Below are 24,813 nucleotides of genomic sequence, written 5' to 3'. Positions count from 1 at the left end.
TAAGCGGCATGTTGGTTACTTGCCGTTATGTTCGGCAGCGATTGCTTCATGGTGCCGGATCACTTCCCTGATGATGAAGTTCAGGAACTTCTCGGCAAAGTCCGGGTCCAGATTGGCCTCCTTGGCGAGCCGGCGCAGGCGGTCGATCTGGTATTCTTCGCGCGCCGGATCAGACGGCGGCAATTCGTGCGTGGCCTTCAGAACGCCCACGGCCTTGGTGCAGGCAAAGCGTTCGGCCAGCATGTGAATGAGCGCCGCGTCGATGTTGTCGATCGACTGGCGGTATTTGGCGAGCTGGTTCCTGATTTCAGGATCGATCGTCATTCAGTTACCCTCTCACTTCTTCTTCGGCAGGCCCGGAAGCCCCGGCAGGCCGCCACCGCCAAGTCCGGGCAGCTTGCCGCCACCGAGACCGGGAAGGCCACCCGGAAGTCCGCCCATGCCCTTGCCAAGACCGGAAGCTTCAGCCTGCTTGGCCAAGGCTTCGAGCTGCTTGGGATCCATGCCAGAGAGGTCCGGCATGCCGCCGCCCATCATGCCGCCAAGGCCCATCTTGCCGGCAAGGCCGCCCATCATCTGCTTCATCATGCCGCCGCCCTTGCCCTTGCCGCCCATGGCTTTCATCATGTCGGCCATCTGGCGGTGCATCTTCAAAAGCTTGTTGATGTCGGCGGCATCGGTGCCGGAGCCGGCGGCGATACGCTTCTTGCGCGAATGCTTGAGAATATCCGGGTTGGCGCGCTCGGCCTTGGTCATCGAAGAGATGATGGCGAGCTGGCGCTTGAAGACCTTGTCGTCGAGGCCGGCGGCGGCGATCTTGTCCTTCATGCCGGACATGCCGGGCATCATGCCCATGATGCCGCCCATGCCGCCGAGCTGCTGCATCTGCTTCAGCTGTTCGGAAAGGTCGTTCAGGTCGAACTTGCCCTTGGCCATCTTCTGGGCCATGGCCGCCGCCTTTTCGGCGTCGATCGTCTCGGCGGCCTTTTCGACCAGCGAAACGATGTCGCCCATGCCGAGAATGCGGTCGGCGATACGACGGGGATGGAATTCCTCCATCTCGTCCATCTTCTCGCCGGTACCGATCAGCTTGATGGGCTTGCCGGTGACGGCACGCATCGAAAGGGCGGCACCGCCGCGGCCGTCGCCGTCCATGCGGGTCAGGACGAGGCCGGTAATGCCGACACGCTCATCGAAGTTGCGGGCGAGATTGACGGCGTCCTGACCGGTGAGTGAGTCGGCAACCAGCAGGATTTCGTGCGGGTTGGACTTCTTCTTGATGTCGGCCATCTCCACCATCAACGGTTCGTCGATGTGGGTACGGCCGGCGGTATCGAGGATGACGACGTCGTGGCCGCCGAGCTTGGCGGCCTGCACGGCGCGGGCGGCAATATCGGTCGGCGACTGACCGGCGATGATCGGCAGCGTATCGACGCCGGTCTGGACGCCGAGCTGGCGCAGCTGTTCCTGGGCAGCCGGACGACGGGTGTCGAGCGAGGCCATCAGAACCTTCTTGCGCTCGCGATTCGTCAGGCGCTTGGCGATCTTGGCCGTGGTCGTGGTCTTACCGGAGCCCTGCAGACCGACCATCATGACGACAACCGGAGCGGCCGCATTGAGATCGATCGTCTTGCCTTCGGTGCCGAGCATCTCGACCAGCTCGTCATGGACGATCTTGACGACCATCTGTCCGGGCTTGATCGACTTCAGCACCGCGGCGCCGACAGCCTTCTCGCGCACGCGGTCGGTAAAGGAGCGCACGACTTCGAGTGCGACGTCGGCTTCGAGCAGCGCGCGGCGGACTTCGCGCAGCGCTGCCGAGACATCGCTTTCCGACAGGGAGCCACGTCCGGTCAGTCCATTCAGAATGGCGCCAAGACGGTCCTGGAGGTTTTCAAACATCAGCTCTTCCTTTTCGCATCCGGGGGAATCGGTTCCCGGAAACGTGGTTTACCGTGACGCGTAAAACAAGGCGCAAAGCCAAAAAGCACCCGAGGGCGCAACGCGCTGTCGGGTGTTGACCTCCGGGATCTCTTTATACCTTCACGGGTCCCGGTCGGCGGCTTCAAGCTTGTCACTTGTCAGCAGATGGCGCGGGTAAACAGGAATTGCCGCCGAAAGTCAAGGCTTGCCGCGCTTCTGGGTCAGAAGCACGCCCGCGACGATGAGGACGACCCCGAGCCCGGCCGCCCAGAAAGCCGGAGGATGACCGCCGGCCGCATCGAAGGCGATGCCAGAGACCATCTGCCCGGCAATCACCAGAAGCGCCGTGTTCGCCGCACCGATACGGGCGATCAGCCAGCTTCCGGAGGCCACGAAGATAACCCCCAGCGGCCCGCCGATATAGGCATAAACCGGCGCATCCGCCGTTCCCGGCAGAAAAAGCTGTCCGAGAAGCAGGCCGATGACGGTCAGAAAGGCAAAGCCGACCAGATGATTCCAGAACGAGGCGATCAACGGCGAGGTCGAGAGGCTGAGCCGGCCGTTGATCTGGCGGCTGACGACCACCAGCATTCCGGCGAAGATGGCGAGCAGGACAGGCAGGATCGTCATGCCGCCGCTCCGAAGACGATGATGAGCAGGCTACCGGCGGAAATCAGCACCACGGACAGGATGTCCTTGAGGCCGATCCTGCGCGCCACCATGCCGAACATCCCCCAGTGATCGGCTGCAAGACCGAACATCACCTGCCCGGCAAGGCCGAGCGCCAGCGTTCCGGTCAGCGCCACGGGCGAATTGACCGTGATGCCGCTCAGCATGACGGTGACCGCGCCGGACAGGCCGCCAAGATAGGCCCAGAGCGGCGCCCGCCCCACCGTCGCCCTGCCGTCAGGCCGCGGCCAGCGACCGCGATTGAGCATCAGCAGGTAGGCGATGGCGGCTATCGTGCCCGTGCCATGGGCGCACCAGGAAGAATACAGCGGCCCGCCGAAATGCGCGAGTTCCGCATTGAAATGGATCATGAGCGTCAACAGCCCACCGGACGCGAGGGCGGCAAGGATGTGGAGCGGGTTCATCCGCCCGATAGCGGAATCGGTCATTCAAGGTCACCAATGAAAGAAGGATATGAAATGCAATTGGCGGCAAATTGCCTTCGTGGACACGCCAGAACAAGCCCGCACGGCAGGAGAGAAATCATACCAAAATAAAACGTATTATTATCAATACCTTGGATCGGATGCGGGAGCCGCATAAATTATGCATGCCTGATTGCGGACCAAACCGCCGTCTTGAGGCTGAGGGCAATAATCGATCAGATGATTGAAAACTACTCCGGAGAGCCCCAGTTTAACCCATCGACGACAACGATTGAGCCGGATGTTTCATGCCCAAGAACCCCTATTATACCGGTCCGGAGTCGGACCATTTCGACGGGACGCGATTCTTCAATCCGCAAGGCGTGGAGCCCGGCGGACTGGGCGCGCTGCTGAAATGGCAGTTCTGGGAAAACCGGTCGAAGTGGCCGGCACAGCTGGAAAGCCCCTTTCCTCGCAGCCGGCCTGCAGCGAGGATCGATGGCGACGCGCTCCGTGTCACCATGGTCGGCCATGCCACCTTTCTCATCCAGGTTGCCGGGCTCAATATCATCACCGATCCCGTCTGGTCGAAGCGGGCAAGTCCGCTGTCTTTTGCCGGGCCGAAGCGCGTCGTCGAGCCGGGCATCCGGCTGGAAGACCTACCGGACATCGACATCGTTCTCGTCACCCACAACCACTACGACCATCTCGACATTACCTCGCTGCGCAAGCTCCATCAGGCCCACGCCCCGCACGTCGTCACCCCGCTCGGCAACGATACGATTATCCGGAAGGCCGCACCGTCATCGAAGATCACCGTTATGGACTGGGGTGACCGCCTGGAACTCCCGAACGGCGTGACGGTGGATGCCGAGCCTTGCCACCACTGGTCGGCCCGAGGCATGGGCGACCGGCGCATGGCGCTGTGGGCCGCTTTCGTGCTGACCACGCCCGCCGGCAAGATCTACCATGTCGGCGACACCGGCTTTCACGACGGCATCAACTATCGTGCGGCGGCGGACAAGCATGGCGGCTTCCGGCTCGCCAACCTGCCCTTCGGCGCCTATGAGCCGCGCTGGTTCATGAAGGGCCAGCACCAGAACCCGGAAGAGGCGGTCAAGGGCATGCAGCTCTGCAATGCTGCGCATGTCGCCGGCCATCATTGGCGCACATTCCAGCTGACCAACGAGGCGATCGAGGCGCCGAAGGAAGCGCTCCACCGCGCCCTCGACCAGGCAGGCATAGCGCGCGAGCGCTTCCGCCCGATGCATGCCGGCGAAGTCTTCGACGTGCCGACGGCCTGACCGGCGGCGAAATCACTGGAAATTCGCGGTGATATCCGCCATATACAGGCCGAAATCCAACAGGTTCCGGTAAACGATGACTGACGACCGCGTAGAATTTGCGAAGATGAACGGGCTTGGCAACAAGATCCTCGTCGTCGACATGCGCGGCCGCAAGGATCAGGTGACGCCCGAGGCGGCGATTGCGCTGAATGCCGATCCCGACACCCGCTTCGACCAGATCATGGCGATCCATGATCCGAAGGCGGCCGGCACCGACGCCTGGATCGACATCCTGAATTCCGACGGCACCAAGGCGCAGGCCTGCGGAAACGGCACGCGCTGCGTGGTGCAGGCGCTCGCCGCCGAAACCGGAAGGAAGGCATTCACCTTCCAGACCGTCGCCGGCATCCTTAATGCCCGCGAGCACGAGGACGGCCTGATCTCGGTCGATATGGGCGAGCCGGTCTTCGAATGGGACAAGATCCCGCTCGCCGAGGAATTTCACGACACCAGCCGGATCGAACTGCAGATCGGCCCGATCGACAATCCGGTGCTGCATTCGCCCTCGGCCATGTCGATGGGCAATCCGCATGCCGTCTTCTGGGTAGACCGCGACGTCAATTCCTTCGATCTCGAGCGCTTTGGCCCGCTGCTCGAAAACCATCCGATGTTTCCGGAGAAGGCCAACATCACCATTGCCCAGGTGACGTCGCCAACCACCATCACGACGCGGACATGGGAGCGCGGCGCCGGCCTGACGCTCGCCTGCGGCTCAGCCGCCTGTGCTACCGCGGTCTCCGCCGCGCGCACCGGCCGCACCGGCCGCAAGGTGACGATTGCCGTCGCCAGCGCCATTCCGCCGGGTGTGCTCGAACTCGAATGGCGCGAGCGCGACAACCACGTGATCATGACCGGCCCCGCCGAATGGGAATGGTCCGGCGCTGTCAGCCCGAAGACCGGCGACTGGTCGCGCGACGCTGAAAATGGAGCCGAGGCGCGGTGAGCGGCGTCGAGGTCATAACCTTCGGCTGCCGTCTCAATACCTATGAATCCGAGGTCATGAAGGCGGAGGCCGAAAAGGCCGGCCTGAACAATGCCGTGCTGATCAACACTTGCGCGGTGACGGGTGAAGCCGTCCGCCAGGCGCGCCAGGCGATCCGCCGCAAGCGCCGCGAACACCCCGACGCCCGCATCATCGTCACCGGTTGCGCCGCACAGACCGAGAAAGACACCTTCGCCGCCATGGCCGAGGTCGACGCCGTGCTCGGCAATGAGGAAAAACTCAAAAGCGCGTCCTACCGGTCGCTTCCCGATTTCGGCGTTTCGGCGGAAGAAAAGCTTCGCGTCAACGACATCATGAGCGTCACCGAGACCGCGCCGCAGATGGTCCGGCACATCGATGGCCACGTGCGCGCCTTCATCCAGGTGCAGAACGGCTGCGATCATCGCTGCACCTTCTGCATCATTCCCTATGGCCGCGGCAATTCCCGCTCGGTGCCGATGGGCGCGGTTGTCGATCAGGTCCGCAAGGTCGCCGACAGCGGCTACCGCGAGGTCGTGCTGACCGGCGTCGATGCGACCAGCTACGGCGCCGACCTGCCGGGCGAGCCGACGCTTGGCCTGCTCGCCAAGACGATCCTGAAGATGGTGCCGGAGATCCGCCGGCTGCGGCTGTCGTCGATCGACAGCATCGAGGCAGACCGGCACCTGATGGATCTGATCGCCGACGAGCCCCGCTTCATGCCGCACCTGCATTTGTCGCTGCAGCACGGCGACGACCTGATCCTGAAGCGCATGAAGCGCCGGCATTCGAGCGCCGATGCGCTGGCCTTCTGTCGCGATGTGCGCAGACTGCGCCCGGAAACGAGCTTCGGCGCCGACATGATCGCCGGCTTTCCGACAGAAACGGAGGAAATGTTCGCAAACGCCGAACGCCTTGCCGAGGAGATCGGCATCGCCCATCTGCACGTCTTTCCCTATTCGCCGCGCCCCGGCACCCCGGCCGCCCGCATGCCGCAACTCGACCGCGCTCTCGTCAAGGAACGCGCCGCCCGCCTGCGGTTTACCGGCGAGCGTCTGCACGCGGCCCATCTCGACCGCCTCGTCGGCACCCGCCAGACGATCCTCGTCGAAATGAACGGCATGGCGCATACGGAAGACTTCACGCTTGCCGACGCCGGCGAATTTATGCCGCGCGATTTCGTTTCGGTGCTTGTCACCGGCCACAATGGCAAGCATCTTGAAATAAGGACGGCCGCCGCCTCGGCGGCCTGATCATCGAATAACACGGACACTGCATGGCTCTCGGTTTCATCAAGAAGGTCTTCACATTCGGCAAGGACAAGCCGGTTCAGGCGGTCGAAAAGCCGCATGACGACGTCACCGCCGAAGACGTGCTGGCGGAAGCCGAGGCGGTCGCGATCCTCGACACGAGCGAGGAAGCGCCGGCGGAAGCCACTAAAACGGCGGCCACAGAGGACGCGACACCCCCCTCTGTCCCTTCGGGACATCTCCCCCTCAAGGGGGGAGATCAGCCGGAGGATGTGGCTTCATCGGAACATCAAGCATCGGAGCCGCACACGCCTTTAGCAGCTGTTGCGGAAGAAGAACTGGCTGCAGAGCCCGAGCCCACGGAATCACCGGTCGAAGAGGATCTGTCTAGCTCTTCAGCCGTCGCGGCAGACGAAGAACCCACCGCCCCACCAACGGACTCGGTTGAACCGGATGCCGCTCCTGAGACTATCGATGACGAGCAGGACCCCACCCCTTCGATCTCCCCCCCTGTGGGGGAGATGTCCGGCAGGACAGAGGGGGGTATGCCCGAAGAGGATGCGGCCACACCCTCCGCCCCCGCCCTCCCCAAGGGCTTCGCCACCGCCGACAAGACCGTTCAGCCGGACGCGCCCCTCGTGCCGCCGCCGAAGCTTTCCTGGTTCCAGCGCCTGCGTGCCGGCCTCGCCCGCACCTCGCAGCAGCTTTCCGGGCAGATCGCCGCGCTGTTTACCAAGCGCAAGCTCGACGACGACACGCTGCAGGAACTGGAAGACCTGTTGATCCAGGCCGATCTGGGCGTCGAGACGGCGATGCGGGTTACAGATACGCTCGCCTCCGAACGCTACGGCAAGGATGTGAGCGGCGAGGATGTCTCGCGCATCATGGCAAGCGAGATCACCAAGGTTCTGTCCCCGGTCGCCAAGCCGCTGGCGCTCGACCTGTCGCACAAGCCGCACGTCATTCTCGTCGTCGGCGTCAACGGCACCGGCAAGACGACGACCATCGGCAAGCTGGCCGCAAAGCTCTCCGGCGCAGGCCTCAAGGTCATGCTGGCCGCCGGCGACACCTTCCGCGCGGCCGCGATCGAGCAGCTGAAGATCTGGGCCGACCGTACCAAGTCTGGCTTTATCGGCACCAAGCTCGGCGCCGATGCCGCGGGTCTGGCCTTCGACGCCTTCAAGCAGGCGAAGGAGAACGGCTCCGACGTGCTGATCATCGACACCGCCGGCCGGCTGCAGAACAAGACCGAGTTGATGGCGGAGCTCGAAAAGATCGTCCGCGTGCTGACCAAGCTCGATCCGGATGCGCCGCACACCGTGCTGCAGACGCTGGATGCGACGACCGGCCAGAACGCCATGAACCAGGTCGAGATCTTCAAGAACATCGCCGGCGTCAACGGCCTGATCATGACCAAGCTCGACGGCACGGCGCGCGGCGGCATCCTCGTCGCCATCGCCGCCAAGCACAAGCTGCCGGTCTATTTCATCGGCGTCGGCGAAGGCGTCGACGATCTCGAGCCCTTCGAGGCGGCGGATTTTGCCGAAGCCATTGCCGGATTGACACCATAATGCCCAAAATGGGCTTCAAGCAGCCCCGCATATCAACACGATCAAGCGGAGCATCAAGGAAGTGCAGAGCGTGACGAACGTCGAAAACAGGCCCGCAACCAAGGAAAACCCGCTGCTCAAGCTGGCGCTTGAACTGGGGCCGCTGATGGTCTTCTTCTTTGCCAACCTGCGCGGCGCCTGGCTGATCAAGACTTTCCCGGCACTCGACGCGCTCGGCGGGCCGCTGTTCGTTGCCACCGCGCTGTTCATGGCCGCGACGATCATCTCGCTCGTCTGCTCGAAGATCATCGTCGGCCACCTGCCGATCATGCCCTTCGTCTCCGGCATCGTCGTCCTCGTCTTCGGCGGTCTGTCAATCTACCTGCAGAACGAAACCTTCATCAAGATGAAGCCGACGATCATCAACACGCTGTTCGGCGTCGTCCTGCTCGGCGGCCTCTTCTTCGGCAAGACCCTCCTCGGCTACGTCTTCAACGCCGCCTTCGAGCTGACGGAGGAGGGTTGGCGCAAGCTCACCATTCGCTGGGGCATTTTCTTCCTGTTCCTGGCAGTGCTGAATGAAGTCGTCTGGCGCAATTTCTCCGACGACACCTGGGTCGCCTTCAAGGTCTGGGGCACGATGCCGATCACCATCCTCTTCACGATGGCGCAGATGCCGCTGATCATGAAGCACACGGTGGAGACCAAGGACGAAGAAACCGGAGCTGCCGAGTGAGCGCAGCGGGCACGACGTCCGGAAGGAGCAATTCGGCGAGCTTCTGGTTCATCGTCTTTCTGGCGCTGATCGCCGCGCAGGCGATCAGCCTGTATCTGATGGGCCGCGTACCGATCTGCACCTGCGGCTACGTCAAGCTCTTCGAACCGGGCGTCAATACGCCGGGCAACTCCCAGCATATTTCCGACTGGTACACGCCGTCGCACATCATCCACGGCTTCCTGTTCTATCTCGCCGGCTATCTCATCTTCCGCCGCCGGTCGTTCGGCTTCCGCCTGACCTTTGCCGCCGTCGTCGAGATCGCCTGGGAGCTTCTGGAAAACTCGCCGATCATCATCGACCGCTATCGCTCCGCAACGATCGCCAACGGCTATGAAGGCGACAGCATTCTGAACTCGGTGATGGATACCGTCGCCATGGCGATCGGCTTCCTGTTCGCCTCAAGGGCGCCGATCTGGCTCACCGTCGTAATCGCGATCGGATTCGAGCTCCTGACCGGCTGGATCATTCGCGACAATCTCACGCTGAACGTGTTGATGCTGGTCTGGCCAGTCGACGCCATCCGCGAATGGCAGGCGGCACTCTAGGAGGTCAGCTTCCGGTCTTCGCTCCGCCGAGAGCCTTCTCGATCGCCGGGAAAAGCCCTTCCTTCAGGCTGAGGTCATCAAACGGGCCGACGCGCTTGTAGACGATCGTGCCGTCGGCGGCCACCAGATAGCTTTCCGGAATGCCGTAGACGCCCCAGTCGATTGCCGCCTGTCCCTTGGGATCGACGCCGATCGCCGCAAAGGGATTGCCGAGTTCGCCGAGGAAGCGCAGCGCGTTGTCCGTCTTGTCCTTGTAGTTGATCGCCACGACGTTGAGCCGCTGGTCATTGGCGAGCTGCATCAGGATCGGGTGCTCCTGGCGGCAGGGGACGCACCAGGAAGCAAAGACGTTGACAAGCGTCAGCTTGCCCTTGATCGCCGCATCCGTCAGCGCGGGCCGGTCGGAACCGTCGAGCGGCGGCAGGGCGAGCGAGGGTGCCCTCGTGCCGATCAGCGCAGACGGGATCGTCGAGATGTCCTTGCCGTTGACGTCCTGATCATAGAGCATCTTCGCCGCCGTACCGGCAATGACCGCGAAGACGGCGAGCGGCAGAAGGGCGAGCACGTAGCGGCTCAAGCCGCGCTTCGGCTGTTCGCTCGGAGCTTGGGTTTCATCGGCCATGTCAGGCGGTCTCTTTTTCCTGTTGCGCCGAGCGGCGGCGGATGCCGGCCGCTTCCAGCGCCTTCAATTCGCGCTGACGCGCCCTGCCGTCTGCGAAAATCCATGCGATGATGATGGCGATGATCGCAACCGTCAGGCCGTAGGCCCAGTAGATATAGAACGCGTGATCCACCGGCGCTCCCCCGTCAGTTTCCGTTGTTGGCCATGCGCGCGGCAATCCGGCGCTGGGCGGAGACGCGGCGGCGCCAGATCTCGTTGCGCATTGCCATCAGGTGCAGCGTGAAGAACAGGAAGGTGAAGGCGAACGCCATGGTGAACAGCGGCCACAGGAATTCCGGATCGATTGCGGAACCGCCCATCCGCATCACGCTTGCCGGCTGGTGCAGCGTGTTCCACCACTCGACCGAGAACTTGATGATCGGGATGTTGACGAAGCCGATGAGGATCAGCACCGCGCAGACCTTGGCTGCCTTGGACGGATCGTCCATGGCGCGGTTGAGCGCGATCAGGCCGAGATACATCAGGAACAGGATGAAGACCGAGGTGAGCCGCGCATCCCACACCCACCATGTGCCCCACATGGGCTTGCCCCAGAAGGAGCCGGTAATGAGCGCGATCAGCGTGAAGGCGGCCCCGAGCGGCGCGGCAGTCTTGTGGGCGACATCGGCCAGCGGATGGCGCCAGACGAGCGTACCGATCGCCGACAGGGTCATGATCGTGTAGCACATCATCGACAGCCAGGCGGCCGGCACGTGAATGTACATGATCCGGACCGTATCGCCCTGCTGGTAGTCGCCTTCGGTCGTGAAGCTCAGATAGAGCCCGACGGCCATGAGGACGGTGGTGATGACCGCCAGCCACGGAATGAGCCGTGTCGCCAGCGCCAGAAAGCGGGTCGGGTTGGCGAGATCGCCGATCTTGGAAAGGGAGAGGCTTGTTCCGTTCATGGCCGCTTCATACCCCGATACGGGAAGCCCCGCAATTGATCCTGGTCAAGCCTGGCGTTCAAATCCGCGTTAGTCGGCAGCATGCCGGAGCGCCAGCGCCGCGCCAAGCGGACCGATTGCCGCAAAGAACAACATGATCGCGGTCAGGAACATGAACGGCGGCAGGAAGGGCGCCGGGTCTTCCACGGCCGCATAGGTCGCCGATACGCCGAAGATCAAGACCGGGATCGTCAGCGGCAGCACGAGGATGGAGACGAGCAGACCACCGCGCGGCAGCGCCACGGCGACAGCCGCCCCGACCGCACCGATGAAGGTGATCGCCGGCGACCCTACGAGCAGCGTGACGAAAGCCGCCGCGATCGCCGTCTCGCTCATGTTCATGAACAGACCGAGCAGCGGAGAGGCGATGACCAGCGGCAGAACGGTCGCTGCCCAGTGCGCCAGGCACTTGACGAAGACGGTCAGCGCCAGCGGCGTTTCCTGCATGAGGATGAGGTCGAGCGATCCGTCGTCACGGTCGGCCTGGAACAGCCGGTCGAGGCCGAGAAGTGCTGCCAGCAGAGCGCCGATCCAGATGATCGCCGGCCCGATTCGCGAAAGCAGATTGAGATCGGGCCCGACCCCGAACGGAATGACGGCAACCACCGTCAGGAAAAACAGGATGCCGATCAGCGCCCCGCCGCCGGCCCGGATCGACAGTTTCAGATCGCGCAGGAAGAGAGCGGTCATGGATGTGCAAATCCTTTTGGCGAAGGCCCCTCCCCAACCCCTCCCCACAAGGGGGAGGGGCTTACCCCAGACACAACGCTTGTGGCGGCGTAATGCGCCGCCGCAAGTCTTCTCCCCCCTCGTGGGGGAGATGCCCGGCAGGGCAGAGAGGGTCTTTTGGCGGCAAGTGAAAAGCTGGCCAAGATCAATCCTCCCCCTCCAGATACTCGAACCCCTTCATCGTCAGCTCCTTGGTATCCTTGAGCCCGAGCGGCTGGTGCGTGGCGGCGATCACTATGCCGCCGATGGCGAGATGGGTTTCGACGAGACGGGCGAACATCTGGTCGGCGCTTGCATCGAGTGCCGCCGTCGGTTCGTCGAGAAGCCAGACCGGCCGGTAGGCGGTGATGAGCCTCGCCATGGCGAAGCGCCTTTGCTGCCCCGCCGACAGATAGCCGTAGGGAAGATGCAGGATACCCGACAGACCGATGACTTCGGCAGCGGCACGGATGTCCGTGCGCATGTTTCCGTCGAAATCGCCCATGAAGGATTGCCAGAAGCGGAGGTTCTCCTCGACCGTCAGTTCCTGCTTCATGGCATTGCGGTGGCCGAGATAATGGCTCGCCTCCCGAAGCGGATGCTCGGTCGAACCGTCGATGCCGGTAAAGACGACACTCCCCGTCTCCGGCCGGATGAGGCCCGCCAGCACGCGGATGAGCGTCGACTTTCCCGAACCGTTCTTGCCGGTCAGCAGCAGCGCCTCGCCGGATTGCAGTTCGAACGCGATATTGCGGAACAGCAAATCCTCCCCGCGCCGGGCGGAAACATTTTCGACGGTGAGCTTCATGAGCGAAGGCGTATCCTGTCTCGGTCCTGCGGCAAGCGATTTTGCGCATTGCAAAAAATTATAGAAATTGACCGCTTATTGGTCTGGCACCTTTCTTAGAAATTATCTATAACGCCCGCAACCACGCCAGCGGCCGGCGTGTTCATTATCCAAGCGCCGAACATGAAAACCTTTCTGGTTCTCACGTGCGGACAGCGGAAATGGTCGCACCCGCATCCCATTTGCGCATCAAATGCGCCGGGCGTTCGCACGTCAGTTTTGGCTGATCAGACGAAGCGGGGTTCTATCCGTGGCTAAATCACTGGACAGTTTCAATTGTCGCACCACCTTGTCCGTCAACGGCAAGGACTATGTCTATTTCTCGATCCCGAAAGCCGAGGCCAACGGTCTCGCCGGCGTTTCGAAGCTTCCCTATTCCATGAAGGTTCTTCTGGAAAACCTGCTTCGCAACGAAGACGGCCGCTCGGTCACCAAAGCCGACATCGAAGCTGTCGCCGCCTGGCTTGCCAACAAGGGCAAGACGGAACATGAAATCGCCTACCGCCCGGCCCGCGTCCTGATGCAGGACTTCACCGGCGTGCCGGCCGTCGTCGACCTCGCCGCCATGCGCGACGCAATGGTCAACCTCGGCGGCGATCCGGAAAAGATCAACCCGCTCGTTCCCGTCGACCTCGTCATCGACCACTCGGTCATCGTCGACGAATTCGGCACCCCCACCGCATTCGCCCGCAACGTCGAGCTGGAATACCAGCGCAACGGCGAGCGCTACCGCTTCCTGAAGTGGGGCCAGCAGGCGTTTGAAAACTTCCGCGTGGTTCCGCCCGGCACCGGCATCTGTCACCAGGTCAACCTCGAATATCTCGGCCAGACCGTCTGGACGAAGGACGAGGACGGCGACACCGTCGCCTACCCCGACACCTGCGTCGGCACCGACAGCCACACCACGATGATCAACGGTCTCGGCGTTCTCGGCTGGGGCGTGGGCGGCATCGAAGCCGAAGCCGCTATGCTCGGCCAGCCAGTTTCCATGCTGCTGCCGGAAGTCATCGGCTTCAAGCTGACCGGCAAGCTCAAGGAAGGCTGCACGGCAACCGACCTCGTCCTGACCGTCGTTCAGATGCTGCGCAAGAAGGGCGTTGTTTCCAAGTTCGTCGAATTCTTCGGCCCCGGCCTCGACAACATGACGCTCGCCGACCGCGCAACGATCGGCAACATGGGTCCGGAATACGGCGCGACCTGCGGCTTCTTCCCGGTCGACGGAGAAACGGTCAACTACCTGACCATGTCCGGCCGCACCGAGGAGCGCATCGCGCTCGTTGAAGCCTATTCCAAGGCTCAGGGCATGTGGCGCGAAGGCGACGGCTCCGACCTCGTCTTCACCGACACGCTGGAACTCGACCTCGGCGACGTCGTCCCGTCCATGGCCGGCCCGAAGCGTCCGGAAGGCCGCCTGCCGCTCGAAACGATCGCACCGAACTTCGCGACCGCTCTCGAGAACGACTACAAGAAGCCGGGCCAGCTCTCCAATCGCTACGCGGTTGAAGGCACCGACTACGATCTCGGTCATGGCGACGTCGCGATTGCCGCGATCACCTCCTGCACCAACACGTCGAACCCGAGCGTTCTGATCGCCGCCGGCCTTCTCGCCCGCAACGCCGTTGCCAAGGGCCTGAAGACCAAGCCGTGGGTCAAGACCTCGCTCGCACCGGGATCGCAGGTGGTTGCCGAATACCTCGCCAATTCGGGTCTGCAGAAGGACCTCGATACGCTGGGCTTCAACCTCGTCGGCTTCGGCTGCACGACCTGCATCGGCAACTCCGGCCCGCTGCCGGGTCCGATCTCGAAGACGATCAACGACAAGGGCCTGATTGCCGCCGGCGTTCTCTCCGGCAACCGCAACTTCGAAGGCCGCGTGTCCCCGGACGTCCAGGCAAACTACCTGGCCTCCCCGCCGCTCGTCGTCGCCTACGCGCTCGCCGGTTCGGTCCAGATGGACCTGACCTCCGAGCCGATCGGCGAAGGCAAGGACGGCCCGGTCTATCTGAAGGACATCTGGCCGTCGTCGAAGGAAATCCAGGAATTCGTCATGAAGTACGTGACCCGCGAGCTTTACGCGGCCAAGTACGCCGACGTCTTCAAGGGTGACGAGAACTGGCAGGCCGTGCAGGCACCGTCGGGCCAGACCTACACCTGGGACAATGATTCGACCTACGTGCAGAACCCGCCCTACTTCGTCGGCATGGGCATGAAGGCCGCTGGCGTCACCGACATCAAGGGCGCCCGCGTCCTCGGTCTCTTCGGCGACAAGATCACCACCGACCACATCTCGCCGGCAGGCTCCATCAAGGCGGCATCGCCGGCCGGTGCCTACCTCACCGAGCATGGCGTCGGCGTGGCCGACTTCAACCAGTACGGCACGCGCCGCGGCAACCATGAAGTCATGATGCGCGGCACGTTTGCCAACATCCGCATCCGCAACCACATGCTCGGCCCGAACGGCAAGGAAGGTGGTTACACCATCCACTACCCGTCGAAGGAAGAGATGTCGATTTACGATGCGGCCATGAAGTACAAGGAAGAGGGCGTTCCGCTCGTCATCTTCGCCGGCGTCGAGTACGGCAACGGCTCGTCGCGTGACTGGGCTGCCAAGGGCACCAACCTCTTGGGCGTCCGCGCCGTCATCGCCCAGTCCTTCGAGCGTATCCACCGCTCCAACCTTGTCGGCATGGGCATCGTGCCCTTCGTCTTCGAGGAAGGCACGACCTGGGAAAGCCTCGGCCTGAAGGGCGACGAGACCGTATCGATCGAAGGCCTCGACGGCGTCAAGCCGCGCGAGAAGAAGATCGCCAAGGTCACCTATGGCGACGGCACGGTGAAGGATATCCCGATCATCTGCCGCATCGACACGCTCGACGAAGTCACCTACGTCAACAACGGCGGCATCCTGCAGACGGTTCTCCGCCAGCTGGCCGCCTGAGACAAACGGCATCCTCCATCCCCGGGCCTGTTCCGGGGATAAGGAGAGACCCATGAATAACAAAACCGCCGGGCGAGAAATCACCCGGCGGTTTTTTGTTGGACATCGCTGTTTGTGTTTTCAGCATCGGCCTCACTTCGGAATCCGCGCCTCATACTCCTCCTTCAGCGCGAGCCAGTGATCCCAGAAGGGCTCCGGCCGGGTGCCCGAAATCCGGGCGGCGAGGATGTCGAGATGGGCGTGCCAGCCGGCGCCGATCATAACTTCGTTCCTGCGGTCGGAGATGCGCTTGTGCACCAGCGTCAGCAGCACCTTGTCGCCCCGCGGATCCAGATCGATCACCACCTCGCCCCGCTCGCCCCAGGCAAACGCAAGCCGATAGGGCGCATGCAGCTCGGTGATGCGGGTCTCCATGCTGTGTTCGTCGCCGAAATCGGCCGGCTTGTTTCCCGGCGGATCGGTCAGCTCGTTGTTGCGCCATGTCAGCTTGAACGGCGCGCCGACCGCCAACGTCATGTCCCCGGCAGCAAGCCATTGCCGGCGCTTGTCGCTGTCGGTGAGATAGGCCCAGACCCGCTCGACGGGGCCGGGAAGCAGCCGTTCGATTTTCAGTGTCGCGGGCTCGGTCAGCATGCCATAGGCATCCAGGGTCGGGGCATCGGTCATTCTCTCTCTCCTTTTTCGGGGTCGTTGGCGTTGCGCTGATCTTCCTCGCGCAAGAGCTGCTCCAGCACGTCGAGGCGGCCGGTCCAGAAGCGCTCGTAGACGCTCAGCCATCGGCTGGCGGATGCGAGCGGGCCAGGATCGAGGCGGCAGATATGGACCCGCCCGCGCACTTCACGGCGGATGAGTCCGGCATTTTCCAGCGCCTTGATGTGTTTCGAGGCCGCGGCGAGCGACATCGAGAAGGGTTCCGCGAGCTGGCTCACGGTCTTCTCGCCGTCGATCAGATCGCCGAGCATCCGGCGGCGCGTGGCGTCGCCAAGGGCATGGAAGACGATATCGAGTTGGGGGTCTGTTTGCTTAACCATACGGTTGAATATACAGGGTCACCGCCAATAGTCAACCATATGGTTTAATATTGCACTGATGCTGCGAACGATGGCTCGCCGGAGGATGACTGGGGAGAGATGAAAACAATGAACCGATCGCTAAAACTGCCCGTACTACATTAGCATTTCGGTAAATACCCGTGCCTAGGTTGCAGCGGCGGCAGGGATTGGGACGAAAGAGAACACGGGAAGGTCACGAGCATAGCATGCCAGTTTTGAGTCCGGCCACGCGCATCCTTCGCATGTCACTGACACTGAAGATATTCGCCACCTGTTTCGTCTGCATTCATCTGCCCCTGATTGCCACCATCGCCTATCTGTCGTTCGACGACGAACCCAGGGCAAAAGGCATCCTCGTATTGCTGACCGGGGCGACACTGCTCGGTACGGTCTGCTGCCTCGTCATCCTCAACCTCTATCTTCGCCCCTTGCGCGCCATGGCATCGGCGCTCAGCGCCCACCAGGCCGGCGGTCCCGGATGGAAAGGCATGCACGGCGGCAGGCGGGACGAAATCGGCATTCTGTCCGACGCGATCACATCCATGACCCTCGAAATCGGGTCGACGGTCAGGAAATTGAGCCAGCAGGCGCTCTCCGACGACCTCACCGGCCTCGGCAACCGCCGCTGGCTGACGGAAAGATTGCAGGAGGAGATCGCCAAGGCCGCAAGAAGCGGCAAGCCCTTGTCGGTCGTTCTGCTCGACCTCGACAATTTCAAGACGATCAACGATCGCCACGGTCATGATGCCGGCGACGGCGCGCTGACCGCCACAGGAGAGGTACTCAAAGGCAGCCTGCGCAGCTTCGACATCGCCGCCCGCTTTGGCGGCGAGGAATTCTGCCTGGTCCTGCCGGAGACATCGCTGGAAGAGGGCTGGCGAATTGCCGAGCGGGTGAGGAAGGCGCTCGAAGACGTGCGGATGGAGCCCTTGCCGCGCGGCGGCATCACGGCAAGTTTCGGAGTGTGCGAGACGTCAGGCGAGGAACAGATACACGACATCTTCAAGCGCGCCGACGAGGCGCTCTATGCCGCCAAGGCGGCCGGGCGAAACCGGACAATCCGGGCGCGCATGCCGGGAAGCCTGCCGGAAGAGCACTGCGAAACCAATGTCGAAGACTGACGACTATCGCTTCACCGGATTTCCGGCGCGGTCGGTCAGGACCTTTTTGCCGGCGGTTTTTGTCAGCAGCAGGTCCTTGGTTGAATAATGCACCACGTCGTCCGGCGAGCGGGTGCCGACCACCAGATACCGCGCTTCGGCGGCCGAACGGTTTTCCAGCCGGTGGCCCAGCGCCACGCCGGCCTTGAAGGTCGCGGCATCGCCGGGCCGCATCGCCACCTCGCCATCACCCTCGACCAGAGTGACTTCACCGTCCAGCATGTAAACGAACTCGTCCTCGCATTCGTGCCAGTGCTGGTGCGACGACTTGGAACCGGGCGCCAGCACTTCCAGAAACGCCCCGAACTGCGTGAGACCACCGGTGTCGCTGAAGAGCGCCGCCCAATAGGTCCCGAGCTCCGGATCGGGTCTGGCGGGATCGGAGCGTTCAACAATGGCATCGGCAAGACGGATGACGGGCATGGCGGCTCGGCCTTTATCACGGGGTTTCGGACTTTCGCCGAAGGTGGACGATCGACGCGCCGCGTGCAAGGCAGCGGAATCCAGCATTTATCGCGTCCTGCTCACCCCAAAGTGAATTCCTGTTGAAGCCCGGCTTCACTATGTTCAGGATAATCATCTAGACAGAAGAGGCAGCGCCGGACGCGCCTCGCAGGGAATAGACATGAAGACGATTTGGACTGCACTGGCGGCGATTCTGCTGTCGGGCGGATTGGCAAATGCCGAGAGCGCACCAAAGGGTGTGGTGGAGCTGTTTACCTCTCAGGGGTGCTCTTCCTGTCCGCCTGCCGATGCGGCGCTCGGCAAGCTGATCCAGCAGGGCGACGTGGTCGGGCTCTCCTATCACGTCGACTACTGGAACTCGCTCGGCTGGCCCGACACGATGAGCGCTCCCGCCTTCACGGCACGCCAATACGGCTACGCCAAGATGCTCGGTCGCAGCGGCGTCTACACGCCGCAGGCGATCCTCAACGGCCGCGACCACATCATCGGCTCGGACGTACCGGGCATAAACGCCAAGCTGGCGGAGCAGAAGGCCGATGGCAAAGGCATGACCGTTCCGGTTCGCGCTGTCATGAACGGGGATGAGCTCGACATCGAGATCGGAGCCGGCTCCGGCAAGGCCGATGTCGTCGTCGTCTATTTCAACGACAGGAACACCGTCGAGATCAAGGCCGGCGAAAACAGCGGCCAGTCGATCACCTACTGGCACAGCGTCACCGACGTGCAGACGGTCGGCATGTGGAATGGCAGCGACCTGAAGATCAGCCTGCCGAAAAGCGTGTTCAAGAACGTCAAGGGCAATGGCTGCGCTGTGCTGCTGCAGAAATATGCCGACGACGGCACGCCACGCGCCATTCTCGGCGCGACCACCGTGATGGCGAAAAACTGAAGCTGATTGTCACTGAAGGTATTGCCGCGGACCTGAAATGAAGTGGTCCGGCCTTGGCTCATTTTGGGGCTGGGGTTGGGGGCAATGAACCAGGACCGGACCATGATTGGCGCTAGGGCGCCAGGCAACATGGATACTGTCACCCCGAAATGCGGCTGAGTTTTGACTGAAATGCGGCGTGTCAGCGATTAATCGGCCTCACCCGCCCCGCCGTTGCGGCAATGATCGCTCCCCTTGCATTTTGCAGCATCTGGGGCAAACTGACATGACGTTGTCATGTTCACGCCGCGGGAGAGATATGACTGATTCGACAGAAGGGCCTTACCGCTCACAGACCATGTCGGGCGATGCGTCGATCGTTGTCGATCTCCAGGAGTACCGCAAGGCCAAGGACCCGCTCCCTGTTACCTTCCACCGCCGCGAACTCGATCTGATCCTCCGGATCTACGGCCGCATGGTCGGTGAAGGCGAGTGGCGCGATTACGCAATCGATCACCTGAAGGACCGCGCCGTCTTTTCGATCTTCAAGCGGTCCGGCGAACTGCCGCTCTACCGCGTCGAGAAGAACCCGAAGCTTGCAGCCAAGCAGGGCGCGTATTCGGTGATCAACACCGATGGCCGCATCCTCAAACGCGGCCATGAATTGCAGCAGGTTCTGAAAGTCTTCGACAAGGTCCTGAAGCTCGTCGACAAGTAGGCCTTTCCCGGCGATCAGAACGTGGCGGTTACCGGGTCCGGTCCGATGCGGGCGGACGCCGAATCGAGACCGTCCAGCGTCGCCATGTCGTCGGCATCCAGCGAGAAATCGAATACCTTGAAATTCTCGGCGATTCTGTCCGGATTGACCGACTTCGGAATGACCACCAGGCCGTTCTCGATATGCCAGCGGATGATGATCTGCGCCGCTGTGCGGCCATGCTTCTCGGCGATGCCGGCAATCGTGTCATGCGACAAGAGCTTGCCCTGCCCCAGCGGGCTCCAGGATTCGGTGGCGATGCCGAGCGCGGAATGCACGTTGCGAAGGGCGCGCTGCTGGAAATCCGGATGCAGTTCGACCTGATTGAGCACCGGCGTGACACCGGTTTCCGAAATGATCTGCTTCAGATGCTCGGCCCCGAAATTCGACACGCCGATCGAACGGACACGACCTTCTTCCTTGAGCTTGACGAAAGCCTTCCATGTGTCGCCGAAGAGACCGCGATGCGGCGACGGCCAATGAATGAGATAGAGGTCGACATAGTCGGTCCCGAGCCGCTGCAGGCTTTCATCGAAGGCCTTCATCGTCGAATCATAGCCCTGACGATCATTCCAGAGCTTGGTCGTCAGGAAGATTTCCGACCGTGCGATGCCGGATGTCTTGAGACCTTCACCCACGCCGCGCTCGTTTTCATAGACCGCCGCCGTATCGACATGGCGATAACCCGCTTCGATTGCCGCACGCACGGCAGGTGCTGCCGTCTCGTCCGGCGTCTGCCAGACGCCGAGGCCCACCTGCGGAATGGAATTGCCGTCATTGAGCGCGATTGTTGGTTGACTGCTCATGCTGATCCTCCAGATTGTCTCTTGAGTTTTCCACCGGAATGGTGGCACCGGCAGTCGGATTGACGCCGGCAGGGATTTCAGATCGACCCTATACCTAGGGCAAGACAGGAATTTGGTAACCCCTGGCGCAAATCCTGATCAAGGTTGGAACGAGAGGTATTCAATGCCACGACTGATGCTGTTGCGCCACGCCAAATCCGCATGGCCCGAAGGGATCGACGACCACGAGCGACCGCTCGCACCGCGCGGTCAAAAGGCCGCGCCGGCAATGGGCGCATATATGGCCCGGGAAGCCCTGATGCCGGATCGGGTGATCGTCTCGACGGCCGTGCGCACTCGTCAGACGTGGTCGCTGCTTCAGCCGCATATCGCAGGAGAGCCTGACGCCGGATATGCACGCGATCTCTACGAAGCCCCGGCAGAGCGCGTCGCCAATGTCATCCGAAGCCAGACACCGCGCTGCGCGTGCCTGCTGGTGATCGGGCACAATCCGGGACTTCAGGATCTCGCGCTGGCGCTGCTTGGTGATGGCGAGGCGACGGAAGATCTCACCCGGAAATTCCCGACCGCGGGCCTGGCCGTCATCGATTTCGTCGATTCGGACTGGCTGAACCTGGCGGCTGGTACGGGCCGGCTGGAACGCTTTGTCACGCCCCGCGGCCTGCCCTAGCGAGCCTCATAACACCTTCACGACAGTTCCATAGCGGGCAATGGACAACAGTCGGCGCATGTCCGGAAGGCTGACGGCGACGCAGCCTTCCGTCGGGCTGTATCCGGGGCGCGCGAGATGTAGGAAGATCGCCGAGCCGCCGCCGCGCTTGCGGCACTGGATGTTCCAGTCCATGACGAGGCAGACATCGTATAGATGATCGTCGCGCATCAGCGTCTCGTGGCTTGCCGAAAGCGGGCCAGTCACCATGCTGTTATAAGCCGGATGGTTCGGCGCGTCGCACCATAGCATGCCCGGCTTCAGCGCCAGCATCGGCAGTCGGGTTGCAGGCCGCGCGATACGGTCGACGCGATAAAAGCCGTAGAGAAGCCGCATCGCCGACCGAGGCGTCTTGCCATCGCCCTCGCGCTTGCCGCTGCCGATCCCGGATCGTCCAAGGGCCGTTGGGACAGTCAAATGCTCCAGTCTAAGGAGACCGCGGCGCGCATCGAGCGGACTGCGACGGACGGTGATCACGCTGTTTTGTCTTGGCTTTATCATTCCGCCGGCTGTATTGACCCGTTTGTTCACAGACTTTCGCCCTTGCTGGCTCCTCAATTGGGACAGGCATTTTGCCTTATCCCGCAAAAACCGGTACACCATTCCCTGATTTGCCAGAACGACTTTTCGTCCGGCGGTCAGCCATTGCTCGAGAAAAGGCGCACGCATGACAGCCCGTACCATCTTGCTGGTCGATGACGATGACGATCTCAGGGAGACGCTGACGGAACAGCTCTCCCTTTATGACGAGTTCAACATCCTTCAGGAAGCAACGGCAACGAAGTGCATCCAGACTGCACGCGCCAATCCGGTCGATCTCCTTGTCATGGATGTCGGCCTGCCGGACATGGATGGCCGCGAGGCGGTCAAGCTCTTGCGCAAGGGTGGTTTCAAGGCGCCGATCATCATGCTGACCGGCCATGACACCGACGCAGACACCATCCTCGGCCTGGAAGCCGGCGCCAACGACTACGTCACCAAGCCGTTCCGCTTTGCCGTCCTGCTGGCCCGCATCCGCGCCCAATTGCGCCAGCACGAGCAGAGCGAGGACGCGACCTTCAACATCGGGCCCTATCTCTTCAAGCCGAGCCAGAAACTCCTGACCGACGAAGCCGGCAAGAAGATCCGGCTGACGGAAAAGGAAGCGGCGATCATCCGCTTCCTCTATCGGGCGGAACAGAAGGTCGTCACCCGCGATGTGCTGCTGGAAGAGGTCTGGGGCTACAACTCCGGCGTCACCACCCATACGCTGGAGACCCACGTCTATCGCCTGCGCCAGAAAATCGAGCGCGATCCTTCCAATGCGGAAATTCTCGTAACCGAAAACGGCGGTTACAAGATCGTACCGTAGGATCCCCGCTGAATGGCGCTCAACACCGATATCAACATTCTGTCGAAAGTGCCGCTGTTCAAGGGCCTGAACGGCGACCAGCTGCGGCTGATCGCGTTCGGCGCCGAACACCTGCAGTTAAGCGCCGGCGGCGTTCTTTTCCGACAGAATGAACCGGCCGACTGCGCCTATGTGATCGTCCACGGCAGCCTGCAGATGATTGCGGTCGACCGCGCCGGAAATCAGGAAGAACAGGCCGTCGCGCTGCCGGGATCGCTGATTTCGGAACTGGCGCTGATATCAGCGGTCAGCCGTAAGCTGACCGCCGTGGCGCGGGAGGACTGCGAGCTCCTGAAGATATCCCGCGCCCTCTTCTATCGGCTGGTCGAGGAATATCCGGATATCGGCGCCATCGTCGAGCAGCGCCTCCGGGAAAACTTCAGCGCCCTGATCGGCCGCATCGCCTCGATGCGGCATCGCTTCCAGTAACGGTCTATCCGCTCACATATCGAAGTGCGCCGTAACCGGCACGTGGTCGGACGGCCGGTCCCAGCCCCGCGCTTCCTTCAACACATCGACCCGCGCCAGTGCCGGCGCCAGATCCGCCGATGACCAGATGTGATCGAGCCGCCGGCCGCGATTGGCCGCCTCCCAGTCCTTGGCCCGGTAGCTCCACCAGGTGTAGAGCTTCTCCGTCATCGGCACGTGCTGGCGCATCAGGTCGACCCAGGCGCCCTTCCGCATGACTTCCAGAAGGCCTTCGGTCTCGACCGGCGTGTGGCTGACGATCTTCAGAAGCTGCTTGTGCGACCAGACGTCTTCCTCAAACGGCGCAATGTTGAGATCGCCGACGAGAATGGACGAGACGCCTTCATCCGCCTCCGCGTGCAGCAGCTTCATCTCCTCGACGAAATCGAGCTTGTGACCAAACTTCGGATTGATCGACCGGTCCGGCTCGTCGCCGCCGGCCGGCACATAAAAATTGTGCAGGCGGATCTTGCGGCCCGCCTTCTCGAAAATGACGGACACGTGCCGCGCATCGCCGACCTGGCAGTAATCGCGGCTGACGATTTCGGTGATCGGTATGCGGGAGGCGATCGCCACGCCGTGATAGCCCTTCTGGCCGTGGATCGCGAGATGCTGATAGCCGAGTGCCTTCAGCGGCTTGGACGGAAACTGGTCATTGGAGCACTTCGTCTCCTGCAGGCAGATGATATCCGGCTGATAGGCATTGAGGAACTGCTCGACGATCGGCATGCGCAGCCGTACGGAATTGATGTTCCAGGTGGTGATCGAAAGTGTCATGGGCAGGCCTCGTCGGATTGTCCCAACGGTTTAGGCAAATTTGCCGGCCTTGAACAGAAAAGGCGGTGCAGCCATGTGGCGCACCGCCTCTTATCCACAGGGGCGTCGTCGAAACCGCGCAGCGATCAGCGACGAACCTCGTCATAGGGAATCTCGAATACCCGCCGGCCGAAATCGACACCGGTCTGGACATTGATGATCATCACCGTCGTGTCCTTGCCCTGCGCGTCGCGGATCGTCCACTGACGCAGGTCGTAGGTCTTGGGATCGAACATCATGGTGATCGTCGAATCGCCGAAGACGGTCTTGTTGCCCATGACGATCGTCGTCAGGTCCTTTTCCGTCTTCACACCTCGGACCATGTCGTCGGACAGGTCGATGTGATCGGCGAGCAGCAGGCTGAGCGGGGTCTTCGAGAGCGGATAGAGCTCCCATGTGCCAAGCTTCATGTTGCCTATGACAACTGCCTTGCCATCGGAAATGACGCGCATCGGCGACGGGTCGGCATAGTTGAACCTGAGCTTGCCCGGACGCTCGATATAGAACTTGCCGCCGGTCTGGTCGCCGCGCGGGCCGAACTGCACGAATTCGCCCATCATAGTTTTGACGGAAGAAAAATGATCGGCGATCTTCTGGGCGGAGGCTTCGTCCGCCGTCGCAGCGAAGGTCGGACGGACAGACGCCAGCACGGCAGCAGCGGCCAGGCTTCCTGCGAACTGACGCCGGGTAAGACTATAATCCGGAAGACTTTTTGTGTTTTTCATATCGTTTTCCTTGCACAGACCCACCGTTTGCCAACGAAACTAGGCTTCT

The 24,813-nt window shown here is 62.2% G+C and carries 29 protein-coding genes; 13 read left to right on the top strand and 16 right to left on the bottom strand.

Translation table 11 applies throughout. From position 1 onward, the window contains the following. Positions 1-15: 15 nt before the first annotated feature. The 4 genes from NN662_RS01170 to NN662_RS01155 form a co-directional block, all read right to left on the bottom strand. Positions 16-324: a chorismate mutase gene (locus NN662_RS01170; RefSeq protein ID WP_261928485.1), complete on the bottom strand. Its 309-nt coding sequence runs from the start codon at positions 322-324 to the stop codon at positions 16-18. Between the two features lie 12 nt (positions 325-336). Continuing rightward, positions 337-1,902, bottom strand: coding sequence for a signal recognition particle protein (gene ffh, locus NN662_RS01165; RefSeq protein ID WP_261928484.1), 1,566 nt, complete (start codon positions 1,900-1,902; stop codon positions 337-339). Between the two features lie 219 nt (positions 1,903-2,121). After that, complete coding sequence (locus NN662_RS01160; RefSeq protein ID WP_261928483.1) at positions 2,122-2,553, bottom strand: DMT family transporter; 432 nt, start codon at positions 2,551-2,553, stop codon at positions 2,122-2,124. Continuing rightward, positions 2,550-3,041, bottom strand: coding sequence for a DMT family transporter (locus tag NN662_RS01155; protein ID WP_261928482.1), 492 nt, complete (start codon positions 3,039-3,041; stop codon positions 2,550-2,552). Before NN662_RS01155 ends, NN662_RS01160 begins: the two co-directional genes overlap by 4 nt. Before the next feature lie 284 nt (positions 3,042-3,325). Between NN662_RS01155 and NN662_RS01150 the strand changes: the two genes are divergently transcribed. From NN662_RS01150 to NN662_RS01125, 6 genes are all read left to right on the top strand, one after another. Next, entirely contained in the window at positions 3,326-4,321 is a 996-nt protein-coding gene (locus NN662_RS01150) for an MBL fold metallo-hydrolase (protein WP_261928481.1), read from the top strand. 76 nt (positions 4,322-4,397) lie between these two features. Next, entirely contained in the window at positions 4,398-5,306 is a 909-nt protein-coding gene (gene dapF / locus NN662_RS01145) for a diaminopimelate epimerase (protein WP_261928480.1), read from the top strand. Next, positions 5,303-6,577: a tRNA (N(6)-L-threonylcarbamoyladenosine(37)-C(2))-methylthiotransferase MtaB gene (gene mtaB / locus NN662_RS01140; RefSeq protein ID WP_261928479.1), complete on the top strand. Its 1,275-nt coding sequence runs from the start codon at positions 5,303-5,305 to the stop codon at positions 6,575-6,577. Before dapF ends, mtaB begins: the two co-directional genes overlap by 4 nt. A gap of 23 nt (positions 6,578-6,600) precedes the next feature. Continuing rightward, positions 6,601-8,145 carry a signal recognition particle-docking protein FtsY gene (gene ftsY / locus NN662_RS01135; protein WP_261928478.1) on the top strand — a complete coding sequence of 515 codons (1,545 nt, stop codon included), beginning with the start codon at positions 6,601-6,603 and terminating at the stop codon, positions 8,143-8,145. Positions 8,146-8,206: 61 nt separating this feature from the next. Then, positions 8,207-8,860, top strand: coding sequence for a septation protein A (locus NN662_RS01130; protein ID WP_261928477.1), 654 nt, complete (start codon positions 8,207-8,209; stop codon positions 8,858-8,860). After that, positions 8,857-9,447, top strand: a complete 591-nt coding sequence (locus NN662_RS01125; RefSeq protein ID WP_261928476.1) for a DUF2585 domain-containing protein — start codon at positions 8,857-8,859, stop codon at positions 9,445-9,447. Before NN662_RS01130 ends, NN662_RS01125 begins: the two co-directional genes overlap by 4 nt. Before the next feature lie 4 nt (positions 9,448-9,451). Here NN662_RS01125 and NN662_RS01120 read toward each other — a convergent pair whose 3' ends face one another. The 5 genes from NN662_RS01120 to ccmA form a co-directional block, all read right to left on the bottom strand. Then, complete coding sequence (locus NN662_RS01120) at positions 9,452-10,069, bottom strand: DsbE family thiol:disulfide interchange protein (protein ID WP_261928475.1); 618 nt, start codon at positions 10,067-10,069, stop codon at positions 9,452-9,454. Between the two features lies 1 nt (position 10,070). After that, positions 10,071-10,241, bottom strand: coding sequence for a heme exporter protein CcmD (ccmD, locus tag NN662_RS01115; RefSeq protein WP_261928474.1), 171 nt, complete (start codon positions 10,239-10,241; stop codon positions 10,071-10,073). A gap of 13 nt (positions 10,242-10,254) precedes the next feature. Further along, complete coding sequence (locus NN662_RS01110; protein WP_261928473.1) at positions 10,255-11,016, bottom strand: heme ABC transporter permease; 762 nt, start codon at positions 11,014-11,016, stop codon at positions 10,255-10,257. 69 nt (positions 11,017-11,085) lie between these two features. Further along, positions 11,086-11,745: a heme exporter protein CcmB gene (ccmB, locus tag NN662_RS01105; RefSeq protein ID WP_261928472.1), complete on the bottom strand. Its 660-nt coding sequence runs from the start codon at positions 11,743-11,745 to the stop codon at positions 11,086-11,088. 184 nt (positions 11,746-11,929) lie between these two features. After that, positions 11,930-12,571 carry a heme ABC exporter ATP-binding protein CcmA gene (gene ccmA, locus NN662_RS01100; protein WP_261928471.1) on the bottom strand — a complete coding sequence of 214 codons (642 nt, stop codon included), beginning with the start codon at positions 12,569-12,571 and terminating at the stop codon, positions 11,930-11,932. Positions 12,572-12,860: 289 nt separating this feature from the next. Here ccmA and acnA point away from each other — a divergent pair, with 289 nt between their 5' ends. Further along, positions 12,861-15,548, top strand: a complete 2,688-nt coding sequence (gene acnA, locus NN662_RS01095; RefSeq protein ID WP_261928470.1) for an aconitate hydratase AcnA — start codon at positions 12,861-12,863, stop codon at positions 15,546-15,548. Between the two features lie 132 nt (positions 15,549-15,680). Here acnA and NN662_RS01090 read toward each other — a convergent pair whose 3' ends face one another. Together NN662_RS01090 and NN662_RS01085 are read right to left on the bottom strand one after the other, a co-directional pair. Beyond that, entirely contained in the window at positions 15,681-16,214 is a 534-nt protein-coding gene (locus NN662_RS01090) for an SRPBCC family protein (protein ID WP_261928469.1), read from the bottom strand. Continuing rightward, positions 16,211-16,579, bottom strand: coding sequence for an ArsR/SmtB family transcription factor (locus tag NN662_RS01085; RefSeq protein ID WP_261928468.1), 369 nt, complete (start codon positions 16,577-16,579; stop codon positions 16,211-16,213). The genes NN662_RS01090 and NN662_RS01085 overlap by 4 nt, the downstream gene beginning before the upstream one ends. Positions 16,580-16,842: 263 nt before the next feature. On the opposite strand from NN662_RS01085, the gene NN662_RS01080 reads away from it, so the two are divergent. Continuing rightward, positions 16,843-17,721 (top strand): GGDEF domain-containing protein, encoded by an 879-nt coding sequence (locus NN662_RS01080; RefSeq protein ID WP_261928467.1) that lies wholly within the window; start codon positions 16,843-16,845, stop codon positions 17,719-17,721. A gap of 3 nt (positions 17,722-17,724) precedes the next feature. Here NN662_RS01080 and NN662_RS01075 read toward each other — a convergent pair whose 3' ends face one another. Further along, complete coding sequence (locus tag NN662_RS01075) at positions 17,725-18,270, bottom strand: cupin domain-containing protein (RefSeq protein WP_261928466.1); 546 nt, start codon at positions 18,268-18,270, stop codon at positions 17,725-17,727. 115 nt (positions 18,271-18,385) lie between these two features. Between NN662_RS01075 and NN662_RS01070 the strand changes: the two genes are divergently transcribed. Both NN662_RS01070 and NN662_RS01065 read left to right on the top strand, forming a co-directional pair. Continuing rightward, positions 18,386-19,114: a DUF1223 domain-containing protein gene (locus NN662_RS01070; protein WP_261928465.1), complete on the top strand. Its 729-nt coding sequence runs from the start codon at positions 18,386-18,388 to the stop codon at positions 19,112-19,114. A 298-nt stretch (positions 19,115-19,412) separates the two neighbouring features. Continuing rightward, entirely contained in the window at positions 19,413-19,811 is a 399-nt protein-coding gene (locus NN662_RS01065) for a DUF2794 domain-containing protein (protein WP_261928464.1), read from the top strand. A 14-nt stretch (positions 19,812-19,825) separates the two neighbouring features. Here NN662_RS01065 and NN662_RS01060 read toward each other — a convergent pair whose 3' ends face one another. Further along, the gene (locus NN662_RS01060; RefSeq protein WP_261928463.1) at positions 19,826-20,656 is read right to left on the bottom strand and encodes an aldo/keto reductase; all 831 of its coding nucleotides are present in this window, start codon (positions 20,654-20,656) and stop codon (positions 19,826-19,828) included. Positions 20,657-20,819: 163 nt separating this feature from the next. On the opposite strand from NN662_RS01060, the gene NN662_RS01055 reads away from it, so the two are divergent. Next, positions 20,820-21,326 (top strand): SixA phosphatase family protein, encoded by a 507-nt coding sequence (locus NN662_RS01055; RefSeq protein WP_261928462.1) that lies wholly within the window; start codon positions 20,820-20,822, stop codon positions 21,324-21,326. Between the two features lie 6 nt (positions 21,327-21,332). Here NN662_RS01055 and NN662_RS01050 read toward each other — a convergent pair whose 3' ends face one another. Then, positions 21,333-21,896, bottom strand: coding sequence for a L,D-transpeptidase (locus tag NN662_RS01050; RefSeq protein ID WP_410010954.1), 564 nt, complete (start codon positions 21,894-21,896; stop codon positions 21,333-21,335). A gap of 136 nt (positions 21,897-22,032) precedes the next feature. Here NN662_RS01050 and NN662_RS01045 point away from each other — a divergent pair, with 136 nt between their 5' ends. Further along, positions 22,033-22,716 (top strand): response regulator transcription factor, encoded by a 684-nt coding sequence (locus NN662_RS01045; protein ID WP_261928461.1) that lies wholly within the window; start codon positions 22,033-22,035, stop codon positions 22,714-22,716. A 12-nt stretch (positions 22,717-22,728) separates the two neighbouring features. Continuing rightward, entirely contained in the window at positions 22,729-23,184 is a 456-nt protein-coding gene (locus tag NN662_RS01040) for a cyclic nucleotide-binding domain-containing protein (protein WP_261928460.1), read from the top strand. Between the two features lie 12 nt (positions 23,185-23,196). Here the strand turns inward: NN662_RS01040 and xth are convergent, their stop codons facing one another. Both xth and NN662_RS01030 read right to left on the bottom strand, forming a co-directional pair. Further along, positions 23,197-24,000 carry an exodeoxyribonuclease III gene (gene xth / locus NN662_RS01035; protein WP_261928459.1) on the bottom strand — a complete coding sequence of 268 codons (804 nt, stop codon included), beginning with the start codon at positions 23,998-24,000 and terminating at the stop codon, positions 23,197-23,199. Between the two features lie 125 nt (positions 24,001-24,125). After that, complete coding sequence (locus NN662_RS01030; RefSeq protein ID WP_261928458.1) at positions 24,126-24,764, bottom strand: outer membrane lipoprotein carrier protein LolA; 639 nt, start codon at positions 24,762-24,764, stop codon at positions 24,126-24,128. Positions 24,765-24,813 lie beyond the last annotated feature (49 nt).

The organism is Rhizobium sp. NRK18 (genome assembly GCF_024385575.1).
Taxonomy (GTDB): Bacteria; Pseudomonadota; Alphaproteobacteria; order Rhizobiales; family Rhizobiaceae; genus JANFMV01.
This window is presented reverse-complemented; position numbering and strand designations above follow the sequence as displayed.